Here is a 23,997-nt window from a genome sequence, read left to right as displayed (position 1 = left end):
CTTACCTTTTCCATTTTTTACTAATTAATATTACCAATATATTTTAATACATTCAACAAATAAAAAAACAACCATCAAGGTTGTTTAAAATTATTTTTTAAATTATGCACCCATTTGTGCTGCAACTTCAGCTGCGAAATCTGCTTCTTCTTTAACAATACCTTCTCCAACTTGGAATCTAGCCATTGAGATAGCTTTTGATCCTTGTCCTTTTAGGTATTTTGAAACTGGCATTTTTTCCATAACGAATTCTTGATCAACAAGTGTTAGGTCAGAAAGGATTTTTCTAAGTTTTCCTTCAGCCATCATTTCTTTAATTTTTTCTGGTTTGTTAACATCTTTTAACTCTTCCATGATTTCTGCTTTGTGTTTTGCAATTGTTTCTTGAGGCATTGCATCTGCATCTAGGAATTCTGGATTCATAGCTGCAACGTGCATTGAAACGTTTTTAGCCGCTTCTTCATTTCCACCTTCAATAACAACTAATGAAGAAATTTGTCCATTAGCATGTGTGTATGAACCGATAAATTGGTTATCAGCTTTAACGATTTTCTTCGCTCTACGGAATGAGATTTTTTCTCCGATTGTAGAAGTTGCTTCTACACATAGTTCTGTAACTGTTTTACCATTTACGATTGCGTTAGCTGCTTCTTCATCTGTTGAGAATTCAACTTCTAGAAGTCCGTTTGCGATTGTTTTAACTAATTCTTGGAATTGAGCATTCTTAGCAACGAAGTCAGTTTCAGAGTTGATTTCAACCATGATTGCTGCTTTTTCGTTTTGTGCTGTTGCTACTAAACCTTCAGCAGCGATTCTACTTTCTTTTTTAGCGGCTTTTGCTTGCCCTCTTTCTTGTAGTCATTCGATAGCTTTATCAACGTCTCCGTCTGTAGCTTCAAGAGCTTTTTTAGAATCTAAGATTCCTGCTCCTGTTCTTTGTCTAAGTTCTTTAACTTGTAGTGCTGTAACTGCCATTTTATCTCCTTACGCTTGTAGAGCTTCGATAAGCTCAGCTTTTTTTAGTGTTGAGTAACCTTTAAGTTCTTTAGCTTTAGCCATTTCTCTTAATTCTGCTACTGTATGTGCTTCTAAACCTTTTTTCTCAGCTTTTGCTGCTGGTTTAGCTTCTGTTGTTGCTTCAGCTTTTGGAGCTGCATTAGATGCTGCTGGTCTTGTGTTTCTGTTGAAAGCTGGTCTTCTGTTGTCGTTAAATCTTCTTGGTCCTCTTTGAGGGAATTTTCTTTCTCTCTTAGGTTCTTCAGGAAGAACGATTTCATCGTCTGATTTGTAAGCAAATAATTCTTTTCCACCTTTAGCTGCTGCAATAGCATCTGCAAGGATTGTTAAGATTAATGTTACTGATTTAGCTGAATCATCGTTAGCTGGGATAGCAATATCAACTAGTGAAGGATCACAGTTAGTATCTGTAATACCAACGATTTTCATTCCTAATCTTCTTGCTTCTTTAACAGCGTTTAAATCGTGTTGTGGGTCTACCACGATCATTACGTGTGGTCTACCTTTCATGTTTCTGATACCGTTAAGGTTTCTTTGTAGTTTTTCTAATTCTTTAGTGAATAGAACACCTTCTTTTTTAGTGTAACCTGCAAAACCACCTTCTTGTAGTCTTTCAAGTTCTTGCATTCTTCTAACTCTTTGGAAGATTGTTCTGTTGTTTGTTAAGATACCACCTAATCATCTTTCTGATACGTATGATTGTCTAGTTCTTAGAGCGTTTTCTTTAACTGCAACTTTTGATTGTTTTCTTGTTCCAACAAAGATGAATGAAGCATCTCTTGAAGCGAATTTGTTAATGATTTGGTAAGCAAATTCTAATGTTCTTTGTGTTTGTTGAATGTCGATAATATGTGTACCTTTTTTAGCCATATGGATATAAGGTTTCATTTTTGGGTTTCATTGAGCTGTTCTGTGACCGAAGTATGTTCCAGCTTCTAGAAGTTTTTGTTTAGAAACAATTTCTTTTTTTGCTTCTACTTTTTGATTTTCTGCCATGTTATATTCTCCTTAGTGTTTGTTGTTCTGCCTATAGTTTCTAACGCTAAGCACCCTTCTCGAGCACACCCTAGCGAATCCTCTATAGTGATTGATGAATTTCCCAATGTGGGTTTAATTCTTAAGTATTTTATCATATAAACTATTGTTTAAAGCAATTACAATACAAAAAATGCAAGTTTTTTTGTTTTGTTTTGTGTGATTTTTAATTATCATTATGCACCTTTTTGAAACAAATAATTATAATTGACATATAAAAAATATTTAAAGGAGAGAAATGGGTAAAAATAGTTTTATAGAAAAAATAAAGAATTCAAGTTTAAAGATGCAAACAAGAGTAGGTATAGCTGTAGGATTTTTCCTAGCTATAGTCCTAATATCTTCATTGTTCCTCTTTGCTTTCTCGATAGAGTTCCAACAAGTTACTGGCGGAAGGTGAGACCCTAACAAAACTACAAAAAACTTTGATATAAAACTTGCGGATTGAGCGGATTCACCAATTATTGGTACTCACGCTGAAGAAGCTAGAGGATGTTATGCGGTTCTGATCACATTATTCTCATTGTCAATTATATTGAGTGCAGTGACATTAGGGGTATACTTCGCAACATTGGAAAAACCAATCCATGTAATAAATAAAGTAACAAAGTTTATGTTAGCAATGGTAATTTTAAGTATTATTCTTTTTGGAATATCTGCTTACTTCTTCTATGCAACGAATGAATTAAGAAGCACACTTGAAGGATCACTTAGTCACAGCATATTATAAGGATTAAAAAAATAACTCGTTATGAGTTATCTTTTTTTATTAAAATAATATTTTAGCGAAAAAAAACATCCTTTATTGGGATGATATGGTGCGCGGAGAGGGACTTGAACCCTCACACTGTAAAGTACTAGTGCCTAAAACTAGCGCGTCTGCCAATTCCGCCACCCGCGCAGGGTATCGAATGGTGTCCGTGGACATTTGGTACGCCCTAGAAGATTCGAACTTCTGACCCAATGGTTAAAAGCCATTTGCTCTACCAACTGAGCTAAGGGCGCGTATGGTGCTGGTTATAGGAGTCGAACCTACGACCTACGGTTTACAAGACCGTTGCTCTACCAACTGAGCTAAACCAGCGAATGGTGGAACATGAGGGGCTCGAACCCACGACCCTCGCCTTGTAAGGGCGATGCTCTCCCAACTGAGCTAATGTTCCAAAATGGTGACCCGTACGGGACTCGAACCCGTGAATGCATGGATGAAAACCATGTGTGTTAACCACTTCACCAACGGGCCATTGGCGCCGATTACAAGATTTGAACTTGTGACCAACTGGTTAACAGCCAGCTGCTCTACCACTGAGCTAAATCGGCAACATTGATGAATGTGCTTAATTATTATAAGTGAAAAATCGGAACTTTAACCAACTTTTTTTATTTTTTTTCTAAATTAATGGAAAAAGCTTATTTTATGGGCTTTTTTAACCCATTATTGACTAAATTGCAAATAAAAAAACACCATAAATAAGGTGTTTTAACCAATTGTGATGTCTTCTTCAATATATTTGTAGTGTCTTGATCTTTGTTTTTTGTTCCCAAAAGTAAAGATTGTTGAAGAAACACCGAGCTGTCCAATGAACATAATTAGTATTAAGGTTATTTTTGAAGCTATATTTAACTTCGATGTTAGACCAGTTGATAATCCGGTAGTACCGAACGCAGAGGAGACTTCAAAGAATAAATCAGTAAAGTCGTATTGAGCATCCACCTCATTCTTATAGTTAGCTCCGAATGGTATTTCACCACCGTAAGTGTTAAATGAGGTTGTAGCGATCAATGTAACCACTATAACCATAAATATAGAGACGGTTGTTACAACGTAAGCATTTCACACTGTATCACTCGCTATACGTCTATTAAACGCCCTAACTGATGATTTACCTCTGATTTTAGCTCAGAATGACATTACAACTATTGCAAATGTTGTTGTTCTAATACCACCAGCTGTAGAAGATGGTGCAGATCCGATGAACATCATAACTGAGTGTACAACTAATGTAGCTGAAGTGAAGTTATGGAAGTTAACTGTACCGAATCCCGCGTTACGTGTAGATAAAGTATTAAATATAATAGCCATAACTTTATTGCTGGTTGTCATTTGCTGACCCATCCCAACTTTTTGACCATCAAATAATAATTCTGTTGAATTCCAGAATGAAGGATTGTTTGTTGTTGATTTTGCTGTAGCTTCAATCCAGAAGGTTAAAGTTATTCCTATCAACGATATTAATAAATAGGTAATACATGAAATTTTAGTAAATAATGAGAATCTAAATCTTTCGCCTTTACGTTTTGCAACAAAGTATTGTCACACATCATGTATAACAGGGTAACCAATACCACCGAATACAAATAATACAATAAAGATAATTTGAACAAAGTAGTCTGAGAAGTAAGGAGCGATTGAATGTCCACCCATAATATCAAACCCTGCATTGTTAATAGCAGATATAGAATGGAATACACCATATCTAATTGAAAGAGCTCAATCACCATGTGGATTTACACCCATCCCTGAACCTTGAACCCCAACAAAGAATGAATCAGAGTAGAAGAAGTATAGAGAAAGCACTAGACCTGCTATTGTCATCATTGTGAAAATAGCAATAACTGAAACTTTAATAAGTTGTCTAGTTTCTCCAATACGAACGTTTCCACGCTCAGCCGATAATGCTGCTCTTGATGTAAGAGATATCGATCTACCAAAAAGAATATTGAATAAGAATATCTTTAAGGCAAATCATCCAATACCACCAACAAGAATTAAGACGGCTATAACAGCCTGTCCAAACATTGTCCATGTTGTTGAAGTTTGTAATGTTACCAATCCAGTATCAGAGAAAGCTGAAGCTGAAGTAAATAAAGCATCCACATAATTTATTGAACCGTTATGAGCGAAGGGAAGCATTAAGATTCCTGAACCTATAAATGTAATAAATAAATAAAATATAAGAATATGTTTTATGAAAGAAAGGTTTTTAAACTTAAAGATTATCCTCTCATACCATGGGCTGACATAGTTATGATGAGATAAATTTTTACGTTTTCTTTTCTTTAATTTTGATTTGTTTTTAAAAAGCATATATAAATTATAGTAAAAAAACAAAATCACTTATAATATATTTATCAAAAGTTTTAAATAAGCTTTGTTTTAAAGGAGAAGAAATGAGTAAAAAAGCAAATAAAAAAGATATAGCCGTTATCGGAACAGGTCGTTTTGGTACAGCTGTTGTTGAGCAATTAGTTAGTATGAATAGATATGTTCTAGCTATCGATGCTGACGAAAAAAATATTATTGAAGTATCAAGGATGGCCAACTCTGTTGCTGTTGCTGATGGTGCAGATATCGAAGGTTTAAGAGGATTAGGTCTTGAAAAGTTCGATACTGTTATCGTTGGTATCTCAGATAACATTGAGATTATCGCTGCACTTCTTGAAATTGGTGTTAAACATATTATTGCGAAAGCTAAATCTATTAGACACGAACGTGTTTTAAGACAAATTGGTGTAGATATCATTGTTAGACCTGAAGCTGAAGCTGGAATTCGTACAGCCATCATAGCAACAAACTCATCATTCATTAAATATTCAGAAGGACTTCAAGAAGTTGGAGATGGATATGCAATTGGAACTACAATTGTTAAAAATGCTTCATGATTCGACCAAGAACTTAAAGATATGAGATTTGTTAACATGGGAGTTTCTGTTGTTTCATTAAATAGGAATTCAAAAGTTATTCTTCCTCAAGGTAACTTAGTTATGAAAGAAAATGACAAAATTACTGTTATTGGTAAAATCCAAAATATCACAAAGATATTTGAAGAAGCTAATGGTTATGAAGCAACACTTGAAGTTAGAAAAAGTAAAGTTGCTGATAAAACATTAAGAAGAGTTGTTACAAAGAAAATGATTAAACAAAAAGCAAAAGCAAAAAAATAAAATCCTGTTTAGGATTTTTTTTATTACTTTGTAACTATATAAGCACCAGTATTATTATTTCTATGATGTCATGCAAAACCATATTCATATAATATATCTTCAACTACGGCTTTGATCCTCCCTGTACCATGACCAGTTACAATTTCCATCTCATCTTCATACTCATTCATTTCGAAAGAAAGTATAGCCATCTCAATTTCTTGAATAGCTTCTTCTTCATTTAATCCGTGTAAATCGTAATATAACATATAAAGATTATAAAGAAAAAAACACTAATGTGTTTTTTTAGGCGAGTTTAATTCCTTTATTACGTACAATTTCGAAATAATCTTTACCAATTTTACGTTTAAGGTTTTGGATGATTTGTTGAACAACTCTAGTTGGATCATTATCATCATGTTTTCATACTGTTTTATAGATGTGTTGTCTTTGAACGAACTCATCTGGCTCTGCTTCCACGATCACTTTTAGAACTTGGAACTCCTTTTTAGATAATTCTATGTGTTTGTCGTTGAGGAAGCACTCATTATTAACATTGTTAACAATAAGTCCTCTGTGAAATACAACATTGTCGTTTGAGTGTGTTTCTCACCTACGTCTCAATAGAGCAATGGTCTTTCATTTCATGTATTCAAATTCAGCTTCAAAATAAATAATATCATCAGCACCAGATTTTAGGAATTCATATGTTCTATCTTTGAAAAAGATATCATGGAATCATACGTTTTTAAAATATGGGTTAAATTTTCTAATTTCATTTAGATACTCTCAAGTGATTGTATCTTTCTTAATATCATTATCAATGAAAAGGAAATCTACCTTTTTACCAATTAATGATGCGGCGTTCTTTTCTGAAATATAGTAAGTCTTAATATTGAAATAAGTTCTTCAAACTTCAGATAATGTTTCATACTCTTCTCTCTGTTTATTTGTAATGAAGTAAATTTGTAATGTGTTTCTTAATGCCATACATCAATTATATAAAAATAGTGCCATTTTAATACAAAAAATGTCCTATCACACGACAGGACTACTTAGTGTTTGTGAGCTTATTAAAATCTTCACTATATTTTTGTTGTAATTCCCTTATTGTTGAAGAAGAAATTTCTTTTAATTCTTCATCAGAAAAAATAATTACAGTTTCCACTTTATTATTAAGCGTTTTATTAATTGAAGCAATCAATAATTCATATTCAACTTCATCATATGTCCTCAAACCTCTCACAATATAAAGTGCATCATTTTCTTGTGCCACCAATGCTGTTAGTTTATCAGCAGCAATCATTTTGCAATTAGGTAGTTGAGTCCTGATAGCCTCTTCCCTAAGTTCTAAAGATGTTTGGTTTTCCTTGGTATCGTTATTGGTAACATATATGATTACTTCATCAAATAATTTCAATGCTTTCTCATATATTGATAAATGTCCTTTGTGGAATGGATCAAATGAACCTGGATAAATTGCTTTTTTCATACATTCATTATATAAAAATAATAAAAAAAAGAAAGCATTAGCTTTCAATTAATTCTTTTGCTGTATCTAATTTAACTGAGAAGAATGATGTAACCCCTCTGTTTTGCATTGTAGCACCGAATAAGTGATCAACATTTTCCATTGTTCCAACACGGTGTGTAACAACAATAAATTGTGTAGATTCTTTTAGTGATTGTAGGAATTGAGCATATCTCAATACGTTAGCTTCATCTAGTGCAGCTTCAACCTCATCAAGAATACATAATGGAAGTGGTTTTGATTTAAGTATTGCGAATAGAAGTGAGATAGCAATAATTGCTTTTTCTCCACCTGAGAATAGTTTTAAGTTTCTAACTGATTTACCAGGAGGTTGTGCAATAACATCAATACCTGTTTCTAGAAGGTTTTCTGGGTTTGTATATTTAATTTCAGCAGTACCCCCACCAAACATTGTTTCGAATACTTTTTGGAATTCTTCTCTTGTGGCTTTAACAGTTGTGTCAAGCTTAGTGATAATGATTTTATCCATTTCATTGATAGCAGCTAAGATTGTTTGTTGTGCTGAGAATAATTCTTCTTCTGAAGATTTTAATTTAGTGAATCTTTCATTAACTTCTTCAAATGATTTAATTGAATCAAGGTTTACATGACCAATTTCATTAATTTCTTTTCTCATACGTGAAACGAATTCTCTAGCTTCTTCTCTATCGATTTCAAGAGTGAATTCTTCTGCTGCAGCATCAATTGTCATTGAGTATTCTTCAGCAAGACGTTTTGTAGCTGTATTTACATAGAATTCAGCTTGATTTTTCTTAGTCATATTTTCAGAAGAATCTTTCATAATTTGACGAAGTGATTTTTCAAGCTCTGTTTTCATTAAAGTCTCTTGTGTAAGTTCATTATTAATAGCCATGATTTTTTCACGTTTTGCTTTTAATGTTGCAGAAAGTTGTGACTTTTCAGCTTCAAAGTTTTCTACTGAACCAAGTGAAATCTCTTGAGTTTTTGAAATATCAAATTTTTCATTTGCAGCAACTTCATATTTATCTTTTAAATATAAGTATTGTTCTTTAACATTAGATTCTTTTTCTTTTGTCTTAGCAACTTCAACATAAAGTTCACCAATTATTGCTCTATCTTCTGAAATAACATTAGATAAAGAAGAAATCTCAGCGGTAATTTGTTCAACTTCTTTTTCGATAAGTGGTCTTGCAGCTTTAAGTTTATCAATTTGCTTGTCAACACCTAAAAGATCTCTAGTTTTACCAGCTTGTCCACCAGCAATAACTCCACCAACACGAATAATATCTCCTGTTTTAGTAACAACCATATAACGTTGTTGCAATAGTTTTGATATTTGTGTTGCATTTTCGATTGAATCAACAACAATAATATTTCCTAATAAGAATTTTTTAAGAATGTTATATTGTGGTTTTGAATTAACTAAATCAGCGGCAACACCGATAAATCCTGGTTGTGATGTAAGTGCTAATTTATGATCTTCTCTTATACTTTTTGGTTGAATTGAAGCTAAAGGAATGAAAGTAGCACGTCCACCTCTATTTCTTTTAAGGAAGTTAACACATTCAACGGCTGTTTTTGAATTATCAACAACGATGTGTTGTAATGCATTTTGCAAGATTGTTTCAACAGCTGTTGTATATTCTTCAGGAACTTCTATTGAATCCGCAACAATCCCTTTAACACCTGGGAAAGTACCCTTATTTTCAACAATTGTTTTAGTACCTTGGAATAAATTTGTTTTGTTGTTTTTATGATCTTCTAAAATATCAATTTTTGTTTTTATTTTGAATAATTTAGTTGCATCAAGTTCTTTTTTACTTTGTAATTTTGAAATTCTTAATTCTTTTTCAGATGCATCTTGCTTTTTGCTTCTAACATCTTCTTCAGCACGAGCAATTCATGTTTTGTATTGAGCTAATTTAGCTGAAAGTTCTTCTAGTTGTTCTTTCATCGCTTCTGTTTTGGCAGCTTCTGAAGTTGTAACTTGACCATCTATAATCATTTGACGTCTTTGTGAAGTAATTGAATCTTTAAGCTCTAAGTCTCTAATTGATTCAGAAACTTCTTGGAATCTAGTGTTTAGATTAAGAACTTCGTTTTCAAGATTTAATTTGTATGCTGTTTTTTGTTCAATATCTTTTTCTGAATTTGAAATCCTTGTTTCTAAATCATCTTTAGTATCAATTACGTCAGATAATTTTTCATTAAGTTCTTCTAATTGTTCTCTAAAATAAGCAACATCTTCAACTATTAAACCAACTTCAACATCTTTTAATTCACCTGTTTTTTGTAAGTAAAGTTCCGCTTTTTCAGCTTGTTTTCTTAAAGGTTTTAATTGACGTTCCAGTTCATAAACAACTGTTTGTACTTTTTCTAAAGCTTCTGTTGTATTATCTAATTTTTTAATAGCTTCTTTTTTTCTTGATTTATATTTTGATATTCCAGCAGCTTCTTCAAAAATTCCACGTCTTTCTTCTGGTGTAGCTTGTGCAATATCTGAAATTGTTCCTTGTGAAATGATAGCAAGTGAAGATTTTGACATCCCTGTTTCCATCGCTATTTCTTTAATGTCTCTTAATCTTGCAATGTCGCCATTGATGAAATATTGATTTCCACCTTTACCACGTGTTAATTTACGAGTAATAGAGATTTTCTTATGTGGTAAAGAAACTCTACCCTCACTATTATCGAATGTTAATGTAACTTCAGCGAAGTTCATAGCAGGAACTGTTTTTGAACCAGCAAAAATAACATCTTCCATTGAATCTCCACGTAATGATTTTGAAGATTGCTCTCCAAGAACTCATTTAATAGCATCATTGATATTTGATTTACCTGAACCGTTTGGTCCAACAATACCCACAACACCACCATCAAAGTTTAAAACTGTTTTGTCTGCAAAAGATTTAAATCCATGTGCAATTACTTTAATTAATCTCATTATTTCGCTCCTTTTAAAATTTTCAATGCTGATTTAGCAGCATTTTGTTCCGCTTCTTTTTTAGATAATCCTTTACCCGAACCGAAGTAATGTCCATCGTGTTGAACTTTTGCAAAGAAATGTCCACCATCTTTATGTGTTTTATACTGAATAGCTTCTCTTGACTCAGTTTGTAAAAATTCTTGAAGTAATGTTTTTGGATCTTTCAATTCAGAAGAAACATTTTTTCTTATTTCTTCAAAAACTGTTGCATCTAAGAATGCTTCAAAAATATCTTGACCTTGATCTAGGTAGATAGCTGCTGTAAAAGATTCAAATAAATCAGCAAGTATCGATTCATTATCTTTTAACTCATTAGCTCCATTACCTACTCTGAGTAATTGACCTAAATTTAATCTTCTTGATAGTTTTGCAAATGACTCTTTATTTACAACTTTTGCTCTTAAAAGTGTCATTTCACCCTCATCTAGTTTTTTATAATTCTTAAATAGATATATTCCAACCGCCGCATCAATTAAGGCGTCACCCACAAATTCCAACCTTTGGTATGTGAGGTTGTATCTATGTTCATTAGCAAACGTTTGATGTGTAAACGCTTGATAATAAAGATCGATATCTTTTGGTTCTATCCCGAACTGTTCTAAGATTTCTTTCATAATTCTCTCCTTATTATGTAATTATTATTTTTGGATTTCTTTCCTTATTTTATTCATAGCATCATTGTTAATAGCTTCTTGAATTTGACCAAAAGCACCGGCAAATGCTTTTTCATCTGAAGAACCGTGTGATTTAATAACGATTCCATCAACACCAATAACTCATGCTGCTCCAACTGTACGGAAATCTAATGTACTCTTAAGATTTTTCAATGCACCCCTGGCTAATAGTGCCCCTAAGATACGAATCGGATTTTTCTTAATAGCTTTTTTAAGTGTTCTACCAATAGTTAATCCTGTACCTTCCATTGATTTAAGAATCATATTTCCTGCATAACCATCAACAACCGCAACATCTGTTGCTGCTGTTAATAATTCTCTTGCTTCCACAAAACCTTGGAAATTAATCTTTTTATCTTTTTCGAGTAAGTCATATGCTTCATTATGGAAAGGCATACCTTTTCCTTTTTCGGCACCTACATTAACAATAGAAACTCTTGGTTTTTGAACACCTAAAATGTGTTTTGAAAATACATTCCCAATTTTTGCTCATTGGTAAAGTAATTCCCCATCAACTTCTAATGTTGCACCAACATCCATCATTACAAATCTTTTCCCTGGTTGATTTGTTGGGAAAACAGGCATAAATGCTGGCCTTGAAACTCCTGGAAGTCTCTTAAGTGAAAGTGTTGCATAAGCTATATATCCAGCTGAAGAACCAGCTGATAAAACAACTTCCGCTTCACCTTTTTTAACTAATTCAATTGCTTTATACATTGAGGTTGTTCTATCCCTTACAATCATTGCTCCCCTTTTAGGATCAGCAACATTTGCAACATCTAATATCTCAATTCTGTCATGTTGTTCTTTAAGAACTTTATCAATTTGTTTTTTATCCCCAACTAAAATAACTTTGTAATTAGGGTTTTTCTTAATAAAACGCAATGAAGCAACAACAGCGGGTTTTACCCCGTTGTCATTTCCCATTACGTCAAAGGCTATTGTTGTCATAATTTTACTTCCTCTCTTATTCAACTGCAATTAAGAAGTTGTATACTGGTTGGTCACCTGTTTTAATTTCAATTTCAACATCAAAATTATTTTCTAAATAACTAGCAATTTCTGAAGCATCACTCTTAGTTGAGTCATCCCCGAAGTAAATTGTTACAATTTCAGCATCTTCATCTATTACTGATTTAAGAGCTTTAATAGCTGCTTTAACTGAAGAAGGATTTGTTCCTAAGATTGTTTTATCTGCAATTGATAAGTATTCACCCTCAGTAACTTTAACTCCTTCAATTTTTGTAGTTCTTGAAGCTTTTGTAACTTGAACAGTTTTTGTAGCTGAAATAGCTTCTGTCATTTCTTCTTTATTAGATTCTAATGAACCATCACGATCAAAATTAATAATCGCTGAAATACCTTGCATTTGTGTTTTTGTAGGTACTATAACAACTTTCTTATCTGTGATTGTTTGTGCAGCTTGTTGTGCAGCAAGAATAATATTAGAGTTGTTTGGAAGAATGATAACTTTATCTGTATCAACGGCATTAATAGCTTTTATGATATCAGATGCAGAAGGGTTCATTGTTTGACCACCTTCAATAATAAAGTCAGCACCATATTCTTTCATGTCATTGATAATTCCTTGACCAACGTTACATGAAACAACACCAATATTTACTGATTTGTTTCCATTATTAGAAGTTTGTGTTTTTGAAGCAGCTTTGTTTTCAGTCGCTTGTTCAGTCATGTTTTCAACTTTAATTTTAAAGAACTCTCCAAATTTGTGAATGAAGTTTAAAACAGTTCCTGGTTTAAGTGCATGAATATGAACTTTAAGAATTTCTTCATCAACAACTACAACAGCTGAGTTTCCTAATTTATTAAGACCTTGTTCAAATTTTTCTTTTTTGAATGTGTTCTTAGATTTTAAGTTAACCATTGCTTCTGTACAATAACCAAATTCACCATCGAATGTTTCTTCTGAAAGAAGAATAGCTTCTCCTGTTGGTTCTGAGAATACAGTTGGACGTCCTTCTAAGTGTTCAGCCATACCATTTAAGAATTGGAATAACCCTTCTCCACCTGAATCGACAACACCAACTTCTTTAAGAACTGGTAATAAGTTAGGTGTATTATTTACAGATTTTCTAGCTTCGTTAGCTGCTAAAGTAAAGATTTCAACAACAGTCATTGCAGGAGTAACTTTAGCTTCAAGTGATGTAGCTGTTTCTCTAATTACTGTTAAGATTGTTCCTTCAACAGGTTTCATAACTGATTTATATGCATATTCTTTTGCTTCTGCAAATGCTTTAACAATGTCAAATCCATTAGCTTCTTCAAGACCCTTAAATCCTACAGAGAATCCTTTTAAGATTTGAGAAAGAATAACTCCTGAGTTACCTCTAGCTCCTAAAAGCATTCCTCTAGCAAATTTAGCTGAAATTTCTGAAATTGAATTAGTTTCTAAAGTTGAAATTTCTTCTGCTGCATATTTAGCAGTCGCTGACATGTTTGATCCTGTATCCCCATCTGGAACTGGGAAAACGTTAAGTGCATCTATCCTATTCGCATCATTACGAACTGCATTAACACCTGATGTTAATGCTTCCTTTAATGTTCTACCGTTTATTGTTTTCATTATTTAACTCCCTTAATGTAAATGTTTATTTTTGATATTTTATGATTGTTTGCTTTGAAATAAGATTCGACTGCAGAAGATAATTCTCTTGATACTATTTCTGTTCTAACGTTTAAAGAAGCGATAATAAATATTTTAATCTCTACACCTTTAGATGTAGGTATAATATCAATACCCTTTCCATAATTTGTCTCTGTTAAAACTCTTAAAGTTTGTGCTTGTGACTCTTTATTAACAAGTCCTACAAGACCTGGTACTGTGCTGATTGAATTAACAATCCCTTCACGTAATTCGTTGATTTGTTCTTCTGTCATTTCCGAACCTCCTTGTTTAATCTAAACTATTATACCATTATTAGCATATATATACTAGTATATATATTTTATTAGTGATAGAGTTTTATAATTTAATGGATAATTTTTCGGTTTTTAGTTTATAATAAATATACCTAATCTGTAATAACAATAATAGAATATAAAGGAGGAACTTATGGCAAGAAGATGTTCAATCTCAGGAGTAGGTCCAATGTCAGGTAACAATAGATCACACGCTCTGAACTCAACAAAAAGAACTTTCGGAGTAAACTTACAAAAAGTTACTATCATCGAAAACGGACAAAAGAAAAGAATTAAAGTTTCAGCTAAAACAGCTAAAACTCTTAAGAAAAAAGGACTTGTTGCTTAGTTCTTTTTTTATTTCATATAAAAAAAGCATAAAAAAATGAGGTTTCCTCATTTTTTATTTTCCTTTTATAGAATTTAATCTTTCTTTTGTAGGTTCTGAACATAAGAATGAACCAGAAACTAAAACATCTGCTCCAGCTTCGAATGCTTGTGGTCCAGTAATATTATTAATACCACCATCAACTTCGATAATTACATCTAATCCTCTTTCATCAATGTATTTTCTTAGTTTAGTAATTTTTTCTAAAGCATTTTCATTAAATTTTTGTCCACCAGCTCCTGGTTGAACAGACATAACAAGAACAACATCTACAAATGGTATGTAGTCATATATTTGTTCAACATTTGTTTTAGGATTAAAAGCAATACCTTGTTTGAATCCTCTATTGCTATTACTTTTTACTATTTCTAAACCAACTTCATATGATTCAGATTCATGATGGAAAGTAATAAGGTCAGCTACATCCTTAAATTTCTCGATGTAATTTTCTGCAGTTGAAACCATTAAGTGAATATCCACAAAATGCTTTTCTGTTAATTCTACATTTTTAGTTACATCTTCCAAAGTTAATGCAGTTGCCGGAACGAAAATACCATCCATGATATCGTAATGAACTCATGACATACCATTCTCAATTAATTTATTTGTAATATTTGCTTTTTCGTTGTTTTCAACATTAAGCAATGATGCTGCTATTTTTCTCATTCTAAAGCCTCCTCTAAAAGTTTTAGGTAATCTTTATATCTTGTTTTTGATACTTTTCCTTCTTCAATCGCCACCTTAACGGCACATATTTTTTCTTTATTATGAATACATGTTCTGAATTTACATTGTTTAGATAATTCTCTGAAATCTGCATATGAATGTGCAAGTTGTATTTTTGTTAGTGTAAACTCTAATGAAGAAAATCCGGGAGTATCAATTAATTTACCACCAAATCAATCAATAATTTCTACAACTCTTGTTGTATGTTTACCTCTTCCAAGGGCTTTTGAAATTTTTTGAGTTTTGATATTTAAATCTGCAAGAGAATTAATTGTTGTTGATTTACCTGCTCCAGTTTGACCAGTAAACACTGATAATTTATCTTTAAATATTGGTTTTAATTTTTCGATACCATCTTTATTAGGATTAGAAATTTCATAAACTTCATAACCTTGTTCTTTATATTCTTCTAAATATGATTCTTCAGATAAATCACATTTTGTAAAAACAATAATTGGCTTAATATTGTTGTATTCAATGATAGCTAAAAACTTATTTAATAATAGTGAAGAATATTTAGGTTCCGCCATTGAAGTAATAACAATTGCTTGATCAACATTCGCAACTTTTGGTCTAACTAATGAATTTCTTCTTTCATGAACTTCATTCAAGAATCCATCAGGATCAAAAGAAACTATGTCACCAACAACTGGATTAATACCTAAATTTCTTAGATTTCCCCTACCTCTTGTTCTGTATTCTTTACCTTCAGTTTCAATATCATAGAAACCTGCATTAACTCTTATTACTTGTCCACGCATTATTGTAACCCCCATACTAATCCAATTATAACTGCTAACATTATGATGATAACTGCTGATAATATACCAACAAGTGTTCATCTAGAGTTCATAATTGAGAAAAAATCTTTTTTCTTTTTACCATCAAGATTAATTAATGGTTCATATAATCTATCATTACTTAATGAATCTTTAAGATCATTATAAAACTCATTCATAGTGTTGTATCTTTTACTTCTATCTTTAGCAGTTGCTTTTATTACTATATTTGCAACAGATTGAGGAACTGAATCAACAATTTTATTTACATGTGGAACTGCTGAAGATTTATGTTTAAGTGCTGTAGATATAGCATCTTTTTCATTAAATGGACATGCTCCAGTTAACATCTCGAACATCAGAACTCCCAATGCATAAATGTCTCATTGACGCGTTGGTTTTTCTTGATCTAAAATTTCAGGCGCTAAATATTGAACAGAACCAATAATACTATCAGCTCTTGTTAATCTATCTGACTCTTCAGTTAGTGCAATACCAAAATCAATAATCTTAACTTTACCATGATCAGAAATCATAATATTAGAAGATTTAATATCTCTATGGATAATCCCTCTTCTATGAATTTCAGCAAAACCAAGTGCTAATTGTTTTGAAAACTCTATTGTTTCATCAACAGTTAATTTTGTTCTTCTTTCAATATAATCTTTAAAAATTGAACCTTCTACATGCTCCATAACAATGTATTGAACTTCATCATCAAATTTTCAATCGTAAATTTTAATTACATATGGTGAATCTACAGTTTTTGTCAAAGTCATTTCAGAGTTAAAACGCTTAGTGGCAACTACATCGTTTTTCTTATCTGGATGCAATACTTTAATTGCAACTCTTTTACGATCAAACATGTCTTCCGCAAGATAAATTTCAGCCATACCACCTTGACCAATTTTTGAAATTACCTTATACCTATCGTCAATTTTTTCGACCATTATTTACCTACCTTCACTATTGCAATGGTAAGATTATCTCCTGATCTACCTTTGATAGCAGTTTCAATTAGTTCATCGCAAATTTGTTCTAATGTTTTTCCGTTACCAACGATTTGTTCAAAGTGAGGTTTTGATAAGTAATCATGAATACCATCACTTGTTTGAATAATATATTTTGTTCCTTCTTCAATAGAAACTTGGAACGCATCTATTCTTGTTGTCTTTTTTGGACCAAGAGCAGATGTTAATGCTGCTCCACCTAAAATGTTGGCTGCTTTTTCAGGTGAAAGACCTTCTTCATTTATATAATAATTTCTCAGATTATGATCGACAGTTACTTGATGTAACAGACCATTATAAATATATGTTCTAGAATCTCCTATGTTAAATATATAACCATTTCCATTTGGATAAATAAGTGTAAGAGTTACTGTTGTACCCATATCTAGTAAAGCTTTATTGTTTTTCGATGCTTTCTCCATTAATTTTTTAGCTCTTTTTAAGGCTGTCTTGAATCAAGGAAAAAGATCTTTTGGATCTAATGGTGTGTGCTTATGAAATTCTCTTTCAACAGCTTCAATTGTTAAACTAGAAGCAAAAGAACCTCCGGCATGTCCACCCATACCATCACATAAAATAGAAAGAACAATACCATCTTTTTCAAAGATGGCTGCTCTATCTTGGTTTTCTGCTCTAACTACTCCGACGTCAGTTTTAACTAATGTAACCATTTAACCTCTCCTTAAAATAAGTTCAGCAATTTCATCTGCTGCTCTTTTTGGATCGTCATTAATAACTACATGATTAAATTTTGGAGCAAAAGAAATTTCTTCTTCCGCACGTGCTAATCTAACTCTAATTTGTTCTTCTGTTTCTGTTCCTCTTGATCTCATTCTTTCTTCAAGAACTTCGATTGAAGGTGGTGCTAAAAATATTGTGATTAAGTCAGATTGATTATCTGCATAATGCTTAACAACATTCATAGTTCCATAAGGTTCTAATTCTAAGAAAGCATTTTTACCTTCTTCTAATATTCTATTTACTTCAGATTTCAGTGTTCCGTATTTGTTTTGAAAATGTTCATTTCATTCAATAAAATCATTTGAAGTTATTTTTTCTTCAAATTCTTCTTTACTTAAGAAGAAATAATGTTTACCATCAACTTCCCCTTCTCTTGGAGCTCTTGTTGTTGCTGAAACTGAAAAACCTATTTTTAATTCAGGATTGTCAAATAAATGTTGTTCAACAGTTGCTTTTCCAACTGCTGAAGGGCCTGTGAAAACGATTAATTTACCTTTTTTCATAATTAGAAATATTATACATTAGATATCAAATCATTTAACTATATTATTGATATAAATACTACTTTTTTATTTATAGCCTTTACTAAGTGCAATTAAAAAATTCACTAGAAACATTTTTTTCTAATGAATTGCTATTTTTTTTACGTTTTTATACTGTTAATAAATAAATTAAATATTACTTATGAATAGTACCGTTACTTTACCGTATTTTTTTGACCTTTGAATCATGAAACCTTCTGGTATTTCTAATTTTTTAGGGTCATCTGTTTCAAGAATTATATAACCATTAGAATTTAATAAATCTGATGATTTAATAGAAGCTAAAGTCTCATTGTAAAGCGCTGTTTCTTCATATGGTGGATCAACAAATATAAAATCAAATTTTGCTCCAGCTTTTGACTTAATATAAGAGATTGCATCCATTCTAAAAATATCAACATTATTTGCTGAAATAGTAGCTTTATTGTATTCGATTATCCCCGCTGCTTTTTTATCTTTTTCAATAGCTATAGCTTTCATAGCTCCTCTTGAAACTGATTCAAATGAGAATGCTCCTGAACCAGAAAATAAATCTAGAACTATAGCTCCTTCTATATCAAATTGAATAGATGAAAAAACTGCTTCTCTAATTCTATCTGTTGTGGCTCTGGTAGTGTCAAGACTTGGTTGTTCCAATTGTCTTCCACCGTATTTTCCTGCGATTATTCTTAACATATTATTTAAATAATAGCACACTTGTTATATAATGGATTTATGAATTTTAAAATAACAAAAATACCAGGAGATAAAAAAATCCTAAGAAAAAGATTAGAAAATGTTGAGTTTCCTCTTTCAAAAGAAACAATTGAAGCAGCAGATTGAATGATTGATTACATAGATAAATCACAACTGCCAGGCTTCGAAGATAGAGCTGGTGTTGGTATTGCAGCCAACCAAATCGGTGTGGACCAAAGAATGTTTTATGTAAACATTCCTTTAGGTGGAAAACAAGAAAACTATATAGAATTCTTAATGAACCCTGAATTCATCGCTAAAGGAGACATTCCTGCAGCTTTAGAAGGTGGAGAAGGTTGTCTTTCTGTTCCTGAAAACTGAGCACACACTGATGGATTAGTTCACAGACAATTTAAAATTATCATTAAAGGTTACTCATACTTACAAAAGAAAGAAGTTAAGATTACAAAAACTGGTTACGAAGCGATCGTATTCCAACACGAAATGGATCACATTAATGCTGGGCTATTTTATGACAGAATAGATCAAAAGAAACCATGAGTAAAAAAAGATAAAGAAGTATTAATTTAAAGCGTTTTATCGCTTTTTTTATTTTTCTTTAATAAATGTTAGATTTTATTAATTTATTTTATATTTCTTATACCCTGGTTTTCCTTTATAATAAAAAAGAGTTGTAGCAACATAGTTTGCTTCGATCATATAAAACACAGAAAAATAATTAGGAGACATACATGATAAAAACCAAGATTTTCGGTCTTGGGGGTATGCAAGAAATTGGTAAGGCAGCCATCGTTATTGAACATGGTGAAGAAATTGTAATTATTGACTCAGGAATTAAATTTGCTGATTCATGACAAACAGGTATTCAAGGAATTATCCCTGACTATACTTACCTAAAAGCCAATAATCACAAAATTAAAGCAATATTCATCACTCATGGTCACGAAGATCATATTGGTGCAATCCCTTACTTATTACAAGAACTGCATATTCCTAAAATCTACGCACCTAAAATAGGTTGCGAATATATTAAAGCTAAATTAGCTGAAAGAAAAATTAAACATAACACAGAATTCGTTGAAATCGATAAAGATATGATAGTTAAATACGATCAAATCACAGTAGATTTCTGAACAGTTCAACACTCAATTCCAGATGCATTTGGAGTTAGAGTTACAACGCCAAACGGTTCAGTAGCTGATACAGGAGATTTCCGTATTGACTATACACCTATTGGAGCTCATACAGACTTTGACAAGTTAGAAAAAATTGGAAAAGAAGATTTAACTATCTTATTCTCTGATTCAACAAACGCTATGAGACCCGACCACTCACCAACAGAGCAAGGAATCCTTCAAGATATTGAAAAAATAATCAAAGAAGGTAAAAAGAGAGTTTTCTTTACTACCTTTGCATCAAACATTGAAAGAGTTGGAGCTATTATAGAAATGGCTGAGAGACTAGGTAAAAAAGTTTGTCCATTTGGACGTTCAATGGTAAATGGTATAAAAATAGCCTCAAGAGTTGGTTACATTAAAGTTAAACCAAATACTATTATTGATAAAAAACAAATAGCTAAATATGATGCTAATGAAATTTTTATCTTAACAACTGGTTCACAAGGTGAAGAAATGGCTGCTCTTTCAAGAATGGCTAGAGGACAACACCACCAAGTTACAATTGAAAAAGATGATTTAATCATCTTCTCATCATCTGCTATCCCAGGTAACAGAATGAAAATCGAATTATTAATTAACCAATTAACAAAACTAGGTGCCATCATTAAAGAAAATGGTATTGATGGAAGATTACATACTTCTGGACATGCTTATAAAGATGAACACCGTACAGTATTCAGAAAAGCTACACCTTCTTACTTTATTCCATTCCATGGTGAATATAGAATGTCAGTAGCTCATGCTCAAACTGCTATCGAATCAGGAGTTCCTGAAGAAAACGTATTCATTATTGATAACGGACAAGTTGTTGAAATGGTAGATAGAAAAGTTAGAGTATCAGGAGAATTCATTGATCCAGGTCCTATTTATATTGATGGAATAACTGCTTCAAAAAGCACAAACAAAGTTATTGCTGAAAGAGAGAAACTTGCTGATTCAGGTTTCGTAAATGTTGTAGTTGCTATTAACAAGAAAAAGAATGTTATTGTTGGTAGACCAAGATTAATCTCACGTGGAACTTTATTTGTTAAATCTTCTCAAGATTTAATGAAAGAAGCTCAAAGATTAGTTCACGGTTCAACACTATACACAATCAAAAATAAAAAAGATTGAACTGTTAATGATGTTAAAGCAATAATCAAAGAAAGATTAGAACCTTTATTCTATAAAGTAAAACGTAGAAGACCAATCATCATTCCTGTAGTTATGTTTGTTGAAGATAAACCTAAAAAAGCTAATGACTCTAAAAAGAAAGCACCTTCTAATAAGGCAAATCCTAATAAGAAACCAGTAGCTAAAAAAACACCTTCAAATAAACCAAATAACAAAAGACCTAATAATAAAAAACCAAATCAAAATACAAAACCTGTAGTTAACAAACCACAAGTTAAACAAAAATAAGCTTAATAGCTTATTTTTTTAATTTCATTTGTTTTGCAACTTCAGCAGCTGACTTACCAACAACTAAAGTAACCGAAGTAGATGTGAACATTGTTCCAGATACTCCCTTTAGATTTTCTAAACCTTCTTTATTAACATTTTTTCTATCTTTAAAAAGAATTTTAACTCTTTGATGTGTATTTGTTATTTCTGTAATATTATCAGCACCGATGTAATCGATAATAGAGTTAATATTAACCTTAACTTTTGTATCAACAGTCAACTCTTTATTTGATGTTTGTTTCTTATTGATTCAAATTCAAATTAACCCTAATGTGATTATTGTTAGTAGAACAATCTTTATTTTGTCTGATGTAGTCATTTTAACCCCTTATATATATTTTGTTTATTATAACATGTGTTAAAATTATACTATATTTAAAAAAGGAGAATAGAATGAAAAAAAGAATAGTAAGTGGTATTACCGCTACAGGTACATTAACAATCGGGAATTACCTTGGAGCAATTAAGAACTTTGTTAAGTTACAAGATGAATTTGAAATGTTTATTTTTGTTGCTGATTTACACGCATTAACAACACCTATAGACCCAAAGGAATTGAGAAAAAATAAAAAAGATATTATGGCATTATATGTTGCTTGTGGATTAGATCCAGAAAAAACAGTCCTATTTAATCAATCAGATGTATTGGAACATGGTCACATGTCATGACTTATGACAACTCAAACAACAATTGGTGAATTAAATAGAATGACTCAATTCAAAGATAAATCTTCTAAAGTTAAAAACTCTAATGGTACAGAAATGATTCCAACAGGTTTATTAATTTATCCAACACTTATGGCTGGAGATATATTATTATATAACCCAGACGTTGTTCCTGTTGGTGCTGATCAAAGACAACACTTAGAACTTACAAGAAACATTGCAACAAGAATAAATAATAAATATGGTGAAATGTTTAAAATACCTGAACCTTACTTCGCTAAAGAAGGTGCAAAAATAATGTCATTAACTGACCCAAGTTCAAAAATGTCTAAATCTTCTCCTCAACCAAAATCACACATTCTTCTATTAGATGATCCTGCAGTTGCCGCTAACAAAATCAAGAAAGCTGTTACTGATTCAGAAAACAAAGTTTATGCATCACCAGAAAAACCTGGGGTTACAAACTTATTAACAATTTATGCAGGACTAAAAGATATTAAAATTAGCGAAGCTGAAGAACACTTCAAAGATTCTAACTATGGTGAATTCAAACAAGAAGTTGCCGAAGTTGTTAAAGAATTCTTAATTAATATTCAATCAAGATTTAATGAAGCTAGATCACGTGTTGATGAGATAGCAAAAATTGGTGCTGAAAAAGCAAGTTACATCGCTCATAGAAATGTAAGAAAACTTGAAAGAAAACTTGGATTAAAATAAAAATCGCATAAGCGATTTTTTTTATTCAACTGATTTATGATTGAAGTTACCGATTATTCCAGCAACAACAGTAGTTGAAATCCATACATTTGGATCTATTTCTCTTAATTTCTTGATGATTGGTTTTAGTTCAAGGAATAGCATTACAGTTCTAATTGTTTTAACATTCTTACCTGTAAACCCTGATTTCATCATTGAAACATTGTAACCATGAACATATCCAGTGTGTTTAAAGTAAGTAACTATTTGATCTACCTTTGTAGAAGAAATAACAACTTCAACTTTTTTATATCTAGGATAAATTTTTGAAAGGATTGTTGAAGATATGAATATATAACCTAATGTTCCTCAAGTTATTGGTCCGAAAAGCATTTGAGCAGGATCATCACCAACTGGAACATTTTTCATTATAGTTTGTATTACGATCATTGTTAAAGCAATTGATAGAGATACAAGAGTAGCAACTACTCCAGGAGATTTTTGTTTTCTTGTTGAAATGTAATAAGTAATAACGTCAGCACCACCTGATGAACCACCAGTTTTTCATGCTAATGCTGTACCAGTACCTGTTATTACGGCACCAACACAAGGTTGAACAATAATAGCTCACTTTTCTTTAACAAGCCCTACAGTAGTCTCTTTTCCTTCTTGTGCAACAGCTCACTTACCTATGTGGAATGGATCTGCATCACTAATACCTGGAATAACCTCCATAAGTTGTCCTCAAGATAGTTGGAATAATAATCAAACGAAAGTTAAAATAATAAATTTCTTTCTAACTAAAAAGAAGAACACAATTAAAAAAGGAATATTAAATGCAAAATAAAGAATTGAGAAATACTTTTGATCTAAATCAGTTATATATGTAAGGAATTGAGGAAGCGCCCCTAATCCTGATGAGAATGTTTTTGCTGATGATACAAACATCTTTAATCCAAAAGAAAATAAAAATGATGAAATGATTAGGATTAAAATTATCCCAGTCCATTTTTTTACTAAAATTTTATTCATAGTTTATTTATAACAAAAAAAAGACTTAAATA

General features: G+C 31.7%; 25 protein-coding genes and 6 tRNA genes. 6 read left to right on the top strand and 25 right to left on the bottom strand.

Translation table 4 applies throughout. The annotated features are described in order from the left end of the window. Positions 1-102 precede the first annotated feature (102 nt). Both tsf and rpsB read right to left on the bottom strand, forming a co-directional pair. On the bottom strand, positions 103-975 hold the full coding sequence (tsf, locus tag ACOMC1_RS02145; protein WP_420330998.1) for a translation elongation factor Ts: 873 nt from the start codon (positions 973-975) through the stop codon (positions 103-105). A gap of 9 nt (positions 976-984) precedes the next feature. Continuing rightward, positions 985-2,013 carry a 30S ribosomal protein S2 gene (rpsB, locus tag ACOMC1_RS02140; protein WP_420330997.1) on the bottom strand — a complete coding sequence of 343 codons (1,029 nt, stop codon included), beginning with the start codon at positions 2,011-2,013 and terminating at the stop codon, positions 985-987. A 277-nt stretch (positions 2,014-2,290) separates the two neighbouring features. On the opposite strand from rpsB, the gene ACOMC1_RS02135 reads away from it, so the two are divergent. Continuing rightward, positions 2,291-2,782, top strand: a complete 492-nt coding sequence (locus ACOMC1_RS02135; RefSeq protein WP_420330996.1) for a hypothetical protein — start codon at positions 2,291-2,293, stop codon at positions 2,780-2,782. An 86-nt stretch (positions 2,783-2,868) separates the two neighbouring features. Here the strand turns inward: ACOMC1_RS02135 and ACOMC1_RS02130 are convergent. From ACOMC1_RS02130 to ACOMC1_RS02100, 7 genes are all read right to left on the bottom strand, one after another. Further along, a tRNA-Leu gene (locus tag ACOMC1_RS02130) sits at positions 2,869-2,953 on the bottom strand. A gap of 28 nt (positions 2,954-2,981) precedes the next feature. Next, positions 2,982-3,057: transfer RNA gene (locus ACOMC1_RS02125), tRNA-Lys, on the bottom strand. Positions 3,058-3,060: 3 nt separating this feature from the next. Further along, positions 3,061-3,136: transfer RNA gene (locus ACOMC1_RS02120), tRNA-Thr, on the bottom strand. 3 nt (positions 3,137-3,139) lie between these two features. Next, a tRNA-Val gene (locus ACOMC1_RS02115) sits at positions 3,140-3,215 on the bottom strand. A gap of 4 nt (positions 3,216-3,219) precedes the next feature. Continuing rightward, a tRNA-Glu gene (locus ACOMC1_RS02110) sits at positions 3,220-3,295 on the bottom strand. Between the two features lie 2 nt (positions 3,296-3,297). After that, positions 3,298-3,372, bottom strand: a tRNA-Asn gene (locus ACOMC1_RS02105). 160 nt (positions 3,373-3,532) lie between these two features. After that, entirely contained in the window at positions 3,533-5,140 is a 1,608-nt protein-coding gene (locus tag ACOMC1_RS02100; RefSeq protein WP_420330995.1) for a TrkH family potassium uptake protein, read from the bottom strand. Between the two features lie 83 nt (positions 5,141-5,223). Between ACOMC1_RS02100 and ACOMC1_RS02095 the strand changes: the two genes are divergently transcribed. After that, the gene (locus tag ACOMC1_RS02095; RefSeq protein WP_420330994.1) at positions 5,224-5,997 is read left to right on the top strand and encodes a potassium channel family protein; all 774 of its coding nucleotides are present in this window, start codon (positions 5,224-5,226) and stop codon (positions 5,995-5,997) included. Positions 5,998-6,020: 23 nt separating this feature from the next. Here ACOMC1_RS02095 and ACOMC1_RS02090 read toward each other — a convergent pair whose 3' ends face one another. The 8 genes from ACOMC1_RS02090 to ACOMC1_RS02055 all read right to left on the bottom strand — a co-directional run bounded on the left by ACOMC1_RS02090 (position 6,021) and on the right by ACOMC1_RS02055 (position 14,047). Then, a complete protein-coding gene (locus ACOMC1_RS02090; protein WP_420330993.1) occupies positions 6,021-6,245 on the bottom strand; it encodes a Smr/MutS family protein in 225 nt (74 codons plus the stop codon). Between the two features lie 37 nt (positions 6,246-6,282). After that, positions 6,283-6,966, bottom strand: a complete 684-nt coding sequence (locus ACOMC1_RS02085) for a winged helix-turn-helix domain-containing protein (RefSeq protein WP_420330992.1) — start codon at positions 6,964-6,966, stop codon at positions 6,283-6,285. 61 nt (positions 6,967-7,027) lie between these two features. Then, positions 7,028-7,468 carry a pantetheine-phosphate adenylyltransferase gene (gene coaD / locus ACOMC1_RS02080; RefSeq protein WP_420330991.1) on the bottom strand — a complete coding sequence of 147 codons (441 nt, stop codon included), beginning with the start codon at positions 7,466-7,468 and terminating at the stop codon, positions 7,028-7,030. A gap of 37 nt (positions 7,469-7,505) precedes the next feature. Beyond that, positions 7,506-10,433 carry an AAA family ATPase gene (locus ACOMC1_RS02075; RefSeq protein ID WP_420330990.1) on the bottom strand — a complete coding sequence of 976 codons (2,928 nt, stop codon included), beginning with the start codon at positions 10,431-10,433 and terminating at the stop codon, positions 7,506-7,508. After that, positions 10,433-11,089: a ribonuclease III gene (gene rnc / locus ACOMC1_RS02070; RefSeq protein ID WP_420330989.1), complete on the bottom strand. Its 657-nt coding sequence runs from the start codon at positions 11,087-11,089 to the stop codon at positions 10,433-10,435. Before rnc ends, ACOMC1_RS02075 begins: the two co-directional genes overlap by 1 nt. Positions 11,090-11,113: 24 nt before the next feature. Then, positions 11,114-12,100, bottom strand: a complete 987-nt coding sequence (gene plsX, locus ACOMC1_RS02065) for a phosphate acyltransferase PlsX (RefSeq protein WP_420330988.1) — start codon at positions 12,098-12,100, stop codon at positions 11,114-11,116. Positions 12,101-12,116: 16 nt separating this feature from the next. Next, entirely contained in the window at positions 12,117-13,733 is a 1,617-nt protein-coding gene (locus ACOMC1_RS02060; RefSeq protein WP_420330987.1) for a DAK2 domain-containing protein, read from the bottom strand. Then, complete coding sequence (locus tag ACOMC1_RS02055) at positions 13,733-14,047, bottom strand: Asp23/Gls24 family envelope stress response protein (RefSeq protein WP_420330986.1); 315 nt, start codon at positions 14,045-14,047, stop codon at positions 13,733-13,735. Before ACOMC1_RS02055 ends, ACOMC1_RS02060 begins: the two co-directional genes overlap by 1 nt. Before the next feature lie 175 nt (positions 14,048-14,222). Here ACOMC1_RS02055 and rpmB point away from each other — a divergent pair, with 175 nt between their 5' ends. After that, positions 14,223-14,417 (top strand): 50S ribosomal protein L28, encoded by a 195-nt coding sequence (gene rpmB / locus ACOMC1_RS02050; protein ID WP_420330985.1) that lies wholly within the window; start codon positions 14,223-14,225, stop codon positions 14,415-14,417. Positions 14,418-14,471: 54 nt separating this feature from the next. Here rpmB and ACOMC1_RS02045 read toward each other — a convergent pair whose 3' ends face one another. From ACOMC1_RS02045 to rsmD, 6 genes are all read right to left on the bottom strand, one after another. Beyond that, positions 14,472-15,122: a ribulose-phosphate 3-epimerase gene (locus ACOMC1_RS02045; RefSeq protein WP_420330984.1), complete on the bottom strand. Its 651-nt coding sequence runs from the start codon at positions 15,120-15,122 to the stop codon at positions 14,472-14,474. After that, complete coding sequence (gene rsgA, locus ACOMC1_RS02040; RefSeq protein ID WP_420330983.1) at positions 15,110-15,958, bottom strand: ribosome small subunit-dependent GTPase A; 849 nt, start codon at positions 15,956-15,958, stop codon at positions 15,110-15,112. The genes ACOMC1_RS02045 and rsgA overlap by 13 nt, the downstream gene beginning before the upstream one ends. After that, positions 15,943-16,911 (bottom strand): protein kinase domain-containing protein, encoded by a 969-nt coding sequence (locus ACOMC1_RS02035; RefSeq protein WP_420330982.1) that lies wholly within the window; start codon positions 16,909-16,911, stop codon positions 15,943-15,945. Before ACOMC1_RS02035 ends, rsgA begins: the two co-directional genes overlap by 16 nt. Continuing rightward, positions 16,911-17,642, bottom strand: a complete 732-nt coding sequence (locus ACOMC1_RS02030) for a PP2C family protein-serine/threonine phosphatase (protein WP_420330981.1) — start codon at positions 17,640-17,642, stop codon at positions 16,911-16,913. The genes ACOMC1_RS02035 and ACOMC1_RS02030 overlap by 1 nt, the downstream gene beginning before the upstream one ends. Next, positions 17,643-18,215 carry a guanylate kinase gene (gmk, locus tag ACOMC1_RS02025; protein WP_420330980.1) on the bottom strand — a complete coding sequence of 191 codons (573 nt, stop codon included), beginning with the start codon at positions 18,213-18,215 and terminating at the stop codon, positions 17,643-17,645. It abuts the gene before it with no gap. 168 nt (positions 18,216-18,383) lie between these two features. Beyond that, positions 18,384-18,929 (bottom strand): 16S rRNA (guanine(966)-N(2))-methyltransferase RsmD, encoded by a 546-nt coding sequence (gene rsmD, locus ACOMC1_RS02020; RefSeq protein ID WP_420330979.1) that lies wholly within the window; start codon positions 18,927-18,929, stop codon positions 18,384-18,386. A 39-nt stretch (positions 18,930-18,968) separates the two neighbouring features. On the opposite strand from rsmD, the gene def reads away from it, so the two are divergent. Beyond that, on the top strand, positions 18,969-19,520 hold the full coding sequence (gene def, locus ACOMC1_RS02015; protein WP_420330978.1) for a peptide deformylase: 552 nt from the start codon (positions 18,969-18,971) through the stop codon (positions 19,518-19,520). Positions 19,521-19,681: 161 nt separating this feature from the next. After that, a complete protein-coding gene (locus ACOMC1_RS02010; RefSeq protein WP_420330977.1) occupies positions 19,682-21,529 on the top strand; it encodes a ribonuclease J in 1,848 nt (615 codons plus the stop codon). A gap of 10 nt (positions 21,530-21,539) precedes the next feature. Here the strand turns inward: ACOMC1_RS02010 and ACOMC1_RS02005 are convergent, their stop codons facing one another. Continuing rightward, positions 21,540-21,890, bottom strand: a complete 351-nt coding sequence (locus tag ACOMC1_RS02005) for a hypothetical protein (RefSeq protein ID WP_420330976.1) — start codon at positions 21,888-21,890, stop codon at positions 21,540-21,542. 74 nt (positions 21,891-21,964) lie between these two features. Here ACOMC1_RS02005 and trpS point away from each other — a divergent pair, with 74 nt between their 5' ends. Further along, positions 21,965-22,954 carry a tryptophan--tRNA ligase gene (gene trpS / locus ACOMC1_RS02000; protein ID WP_420330975.1) on the top strand — a complete coding sequence of 330 codons (990 nt, stop codon included), beginning with the start codon at positions 21,965-21,967 and terminating at the stop codon, positions 22,952-22,954. Positions 22,955-22,975: 21 nt separating this feature from the next. Here the strand turns inward: trpS and ACOMC1_RS01995 are convergent, their stop codons facing one another. After that, entirely contained in the window at positions 22,976-23,965 is a 990-nt protein-coding gene (locus ACOMC1_RS01995) for a YitT family protein (RefSeq protein ID WP_420330974.1), read from the bottom strand. Positions 23,966-23,997: the final 32 nt, after the last annotated feature.

Source organism: Mycoplasma todarodis (assembly GCF_965212735.1).
Taxonomy (GTDB): Bacteria; Bacillota_I; Bacilli_A; order Mycoplasmatales; family Metamycoplasmataceae; genus Mycoplasma_K; species Mycoplasma_K todarodis_A.
The sequence above is the reverse complement of the archived record's forward strand: the minus strand, read 5'-3'. Positions and strand labels throughout refer to the sequence as shown.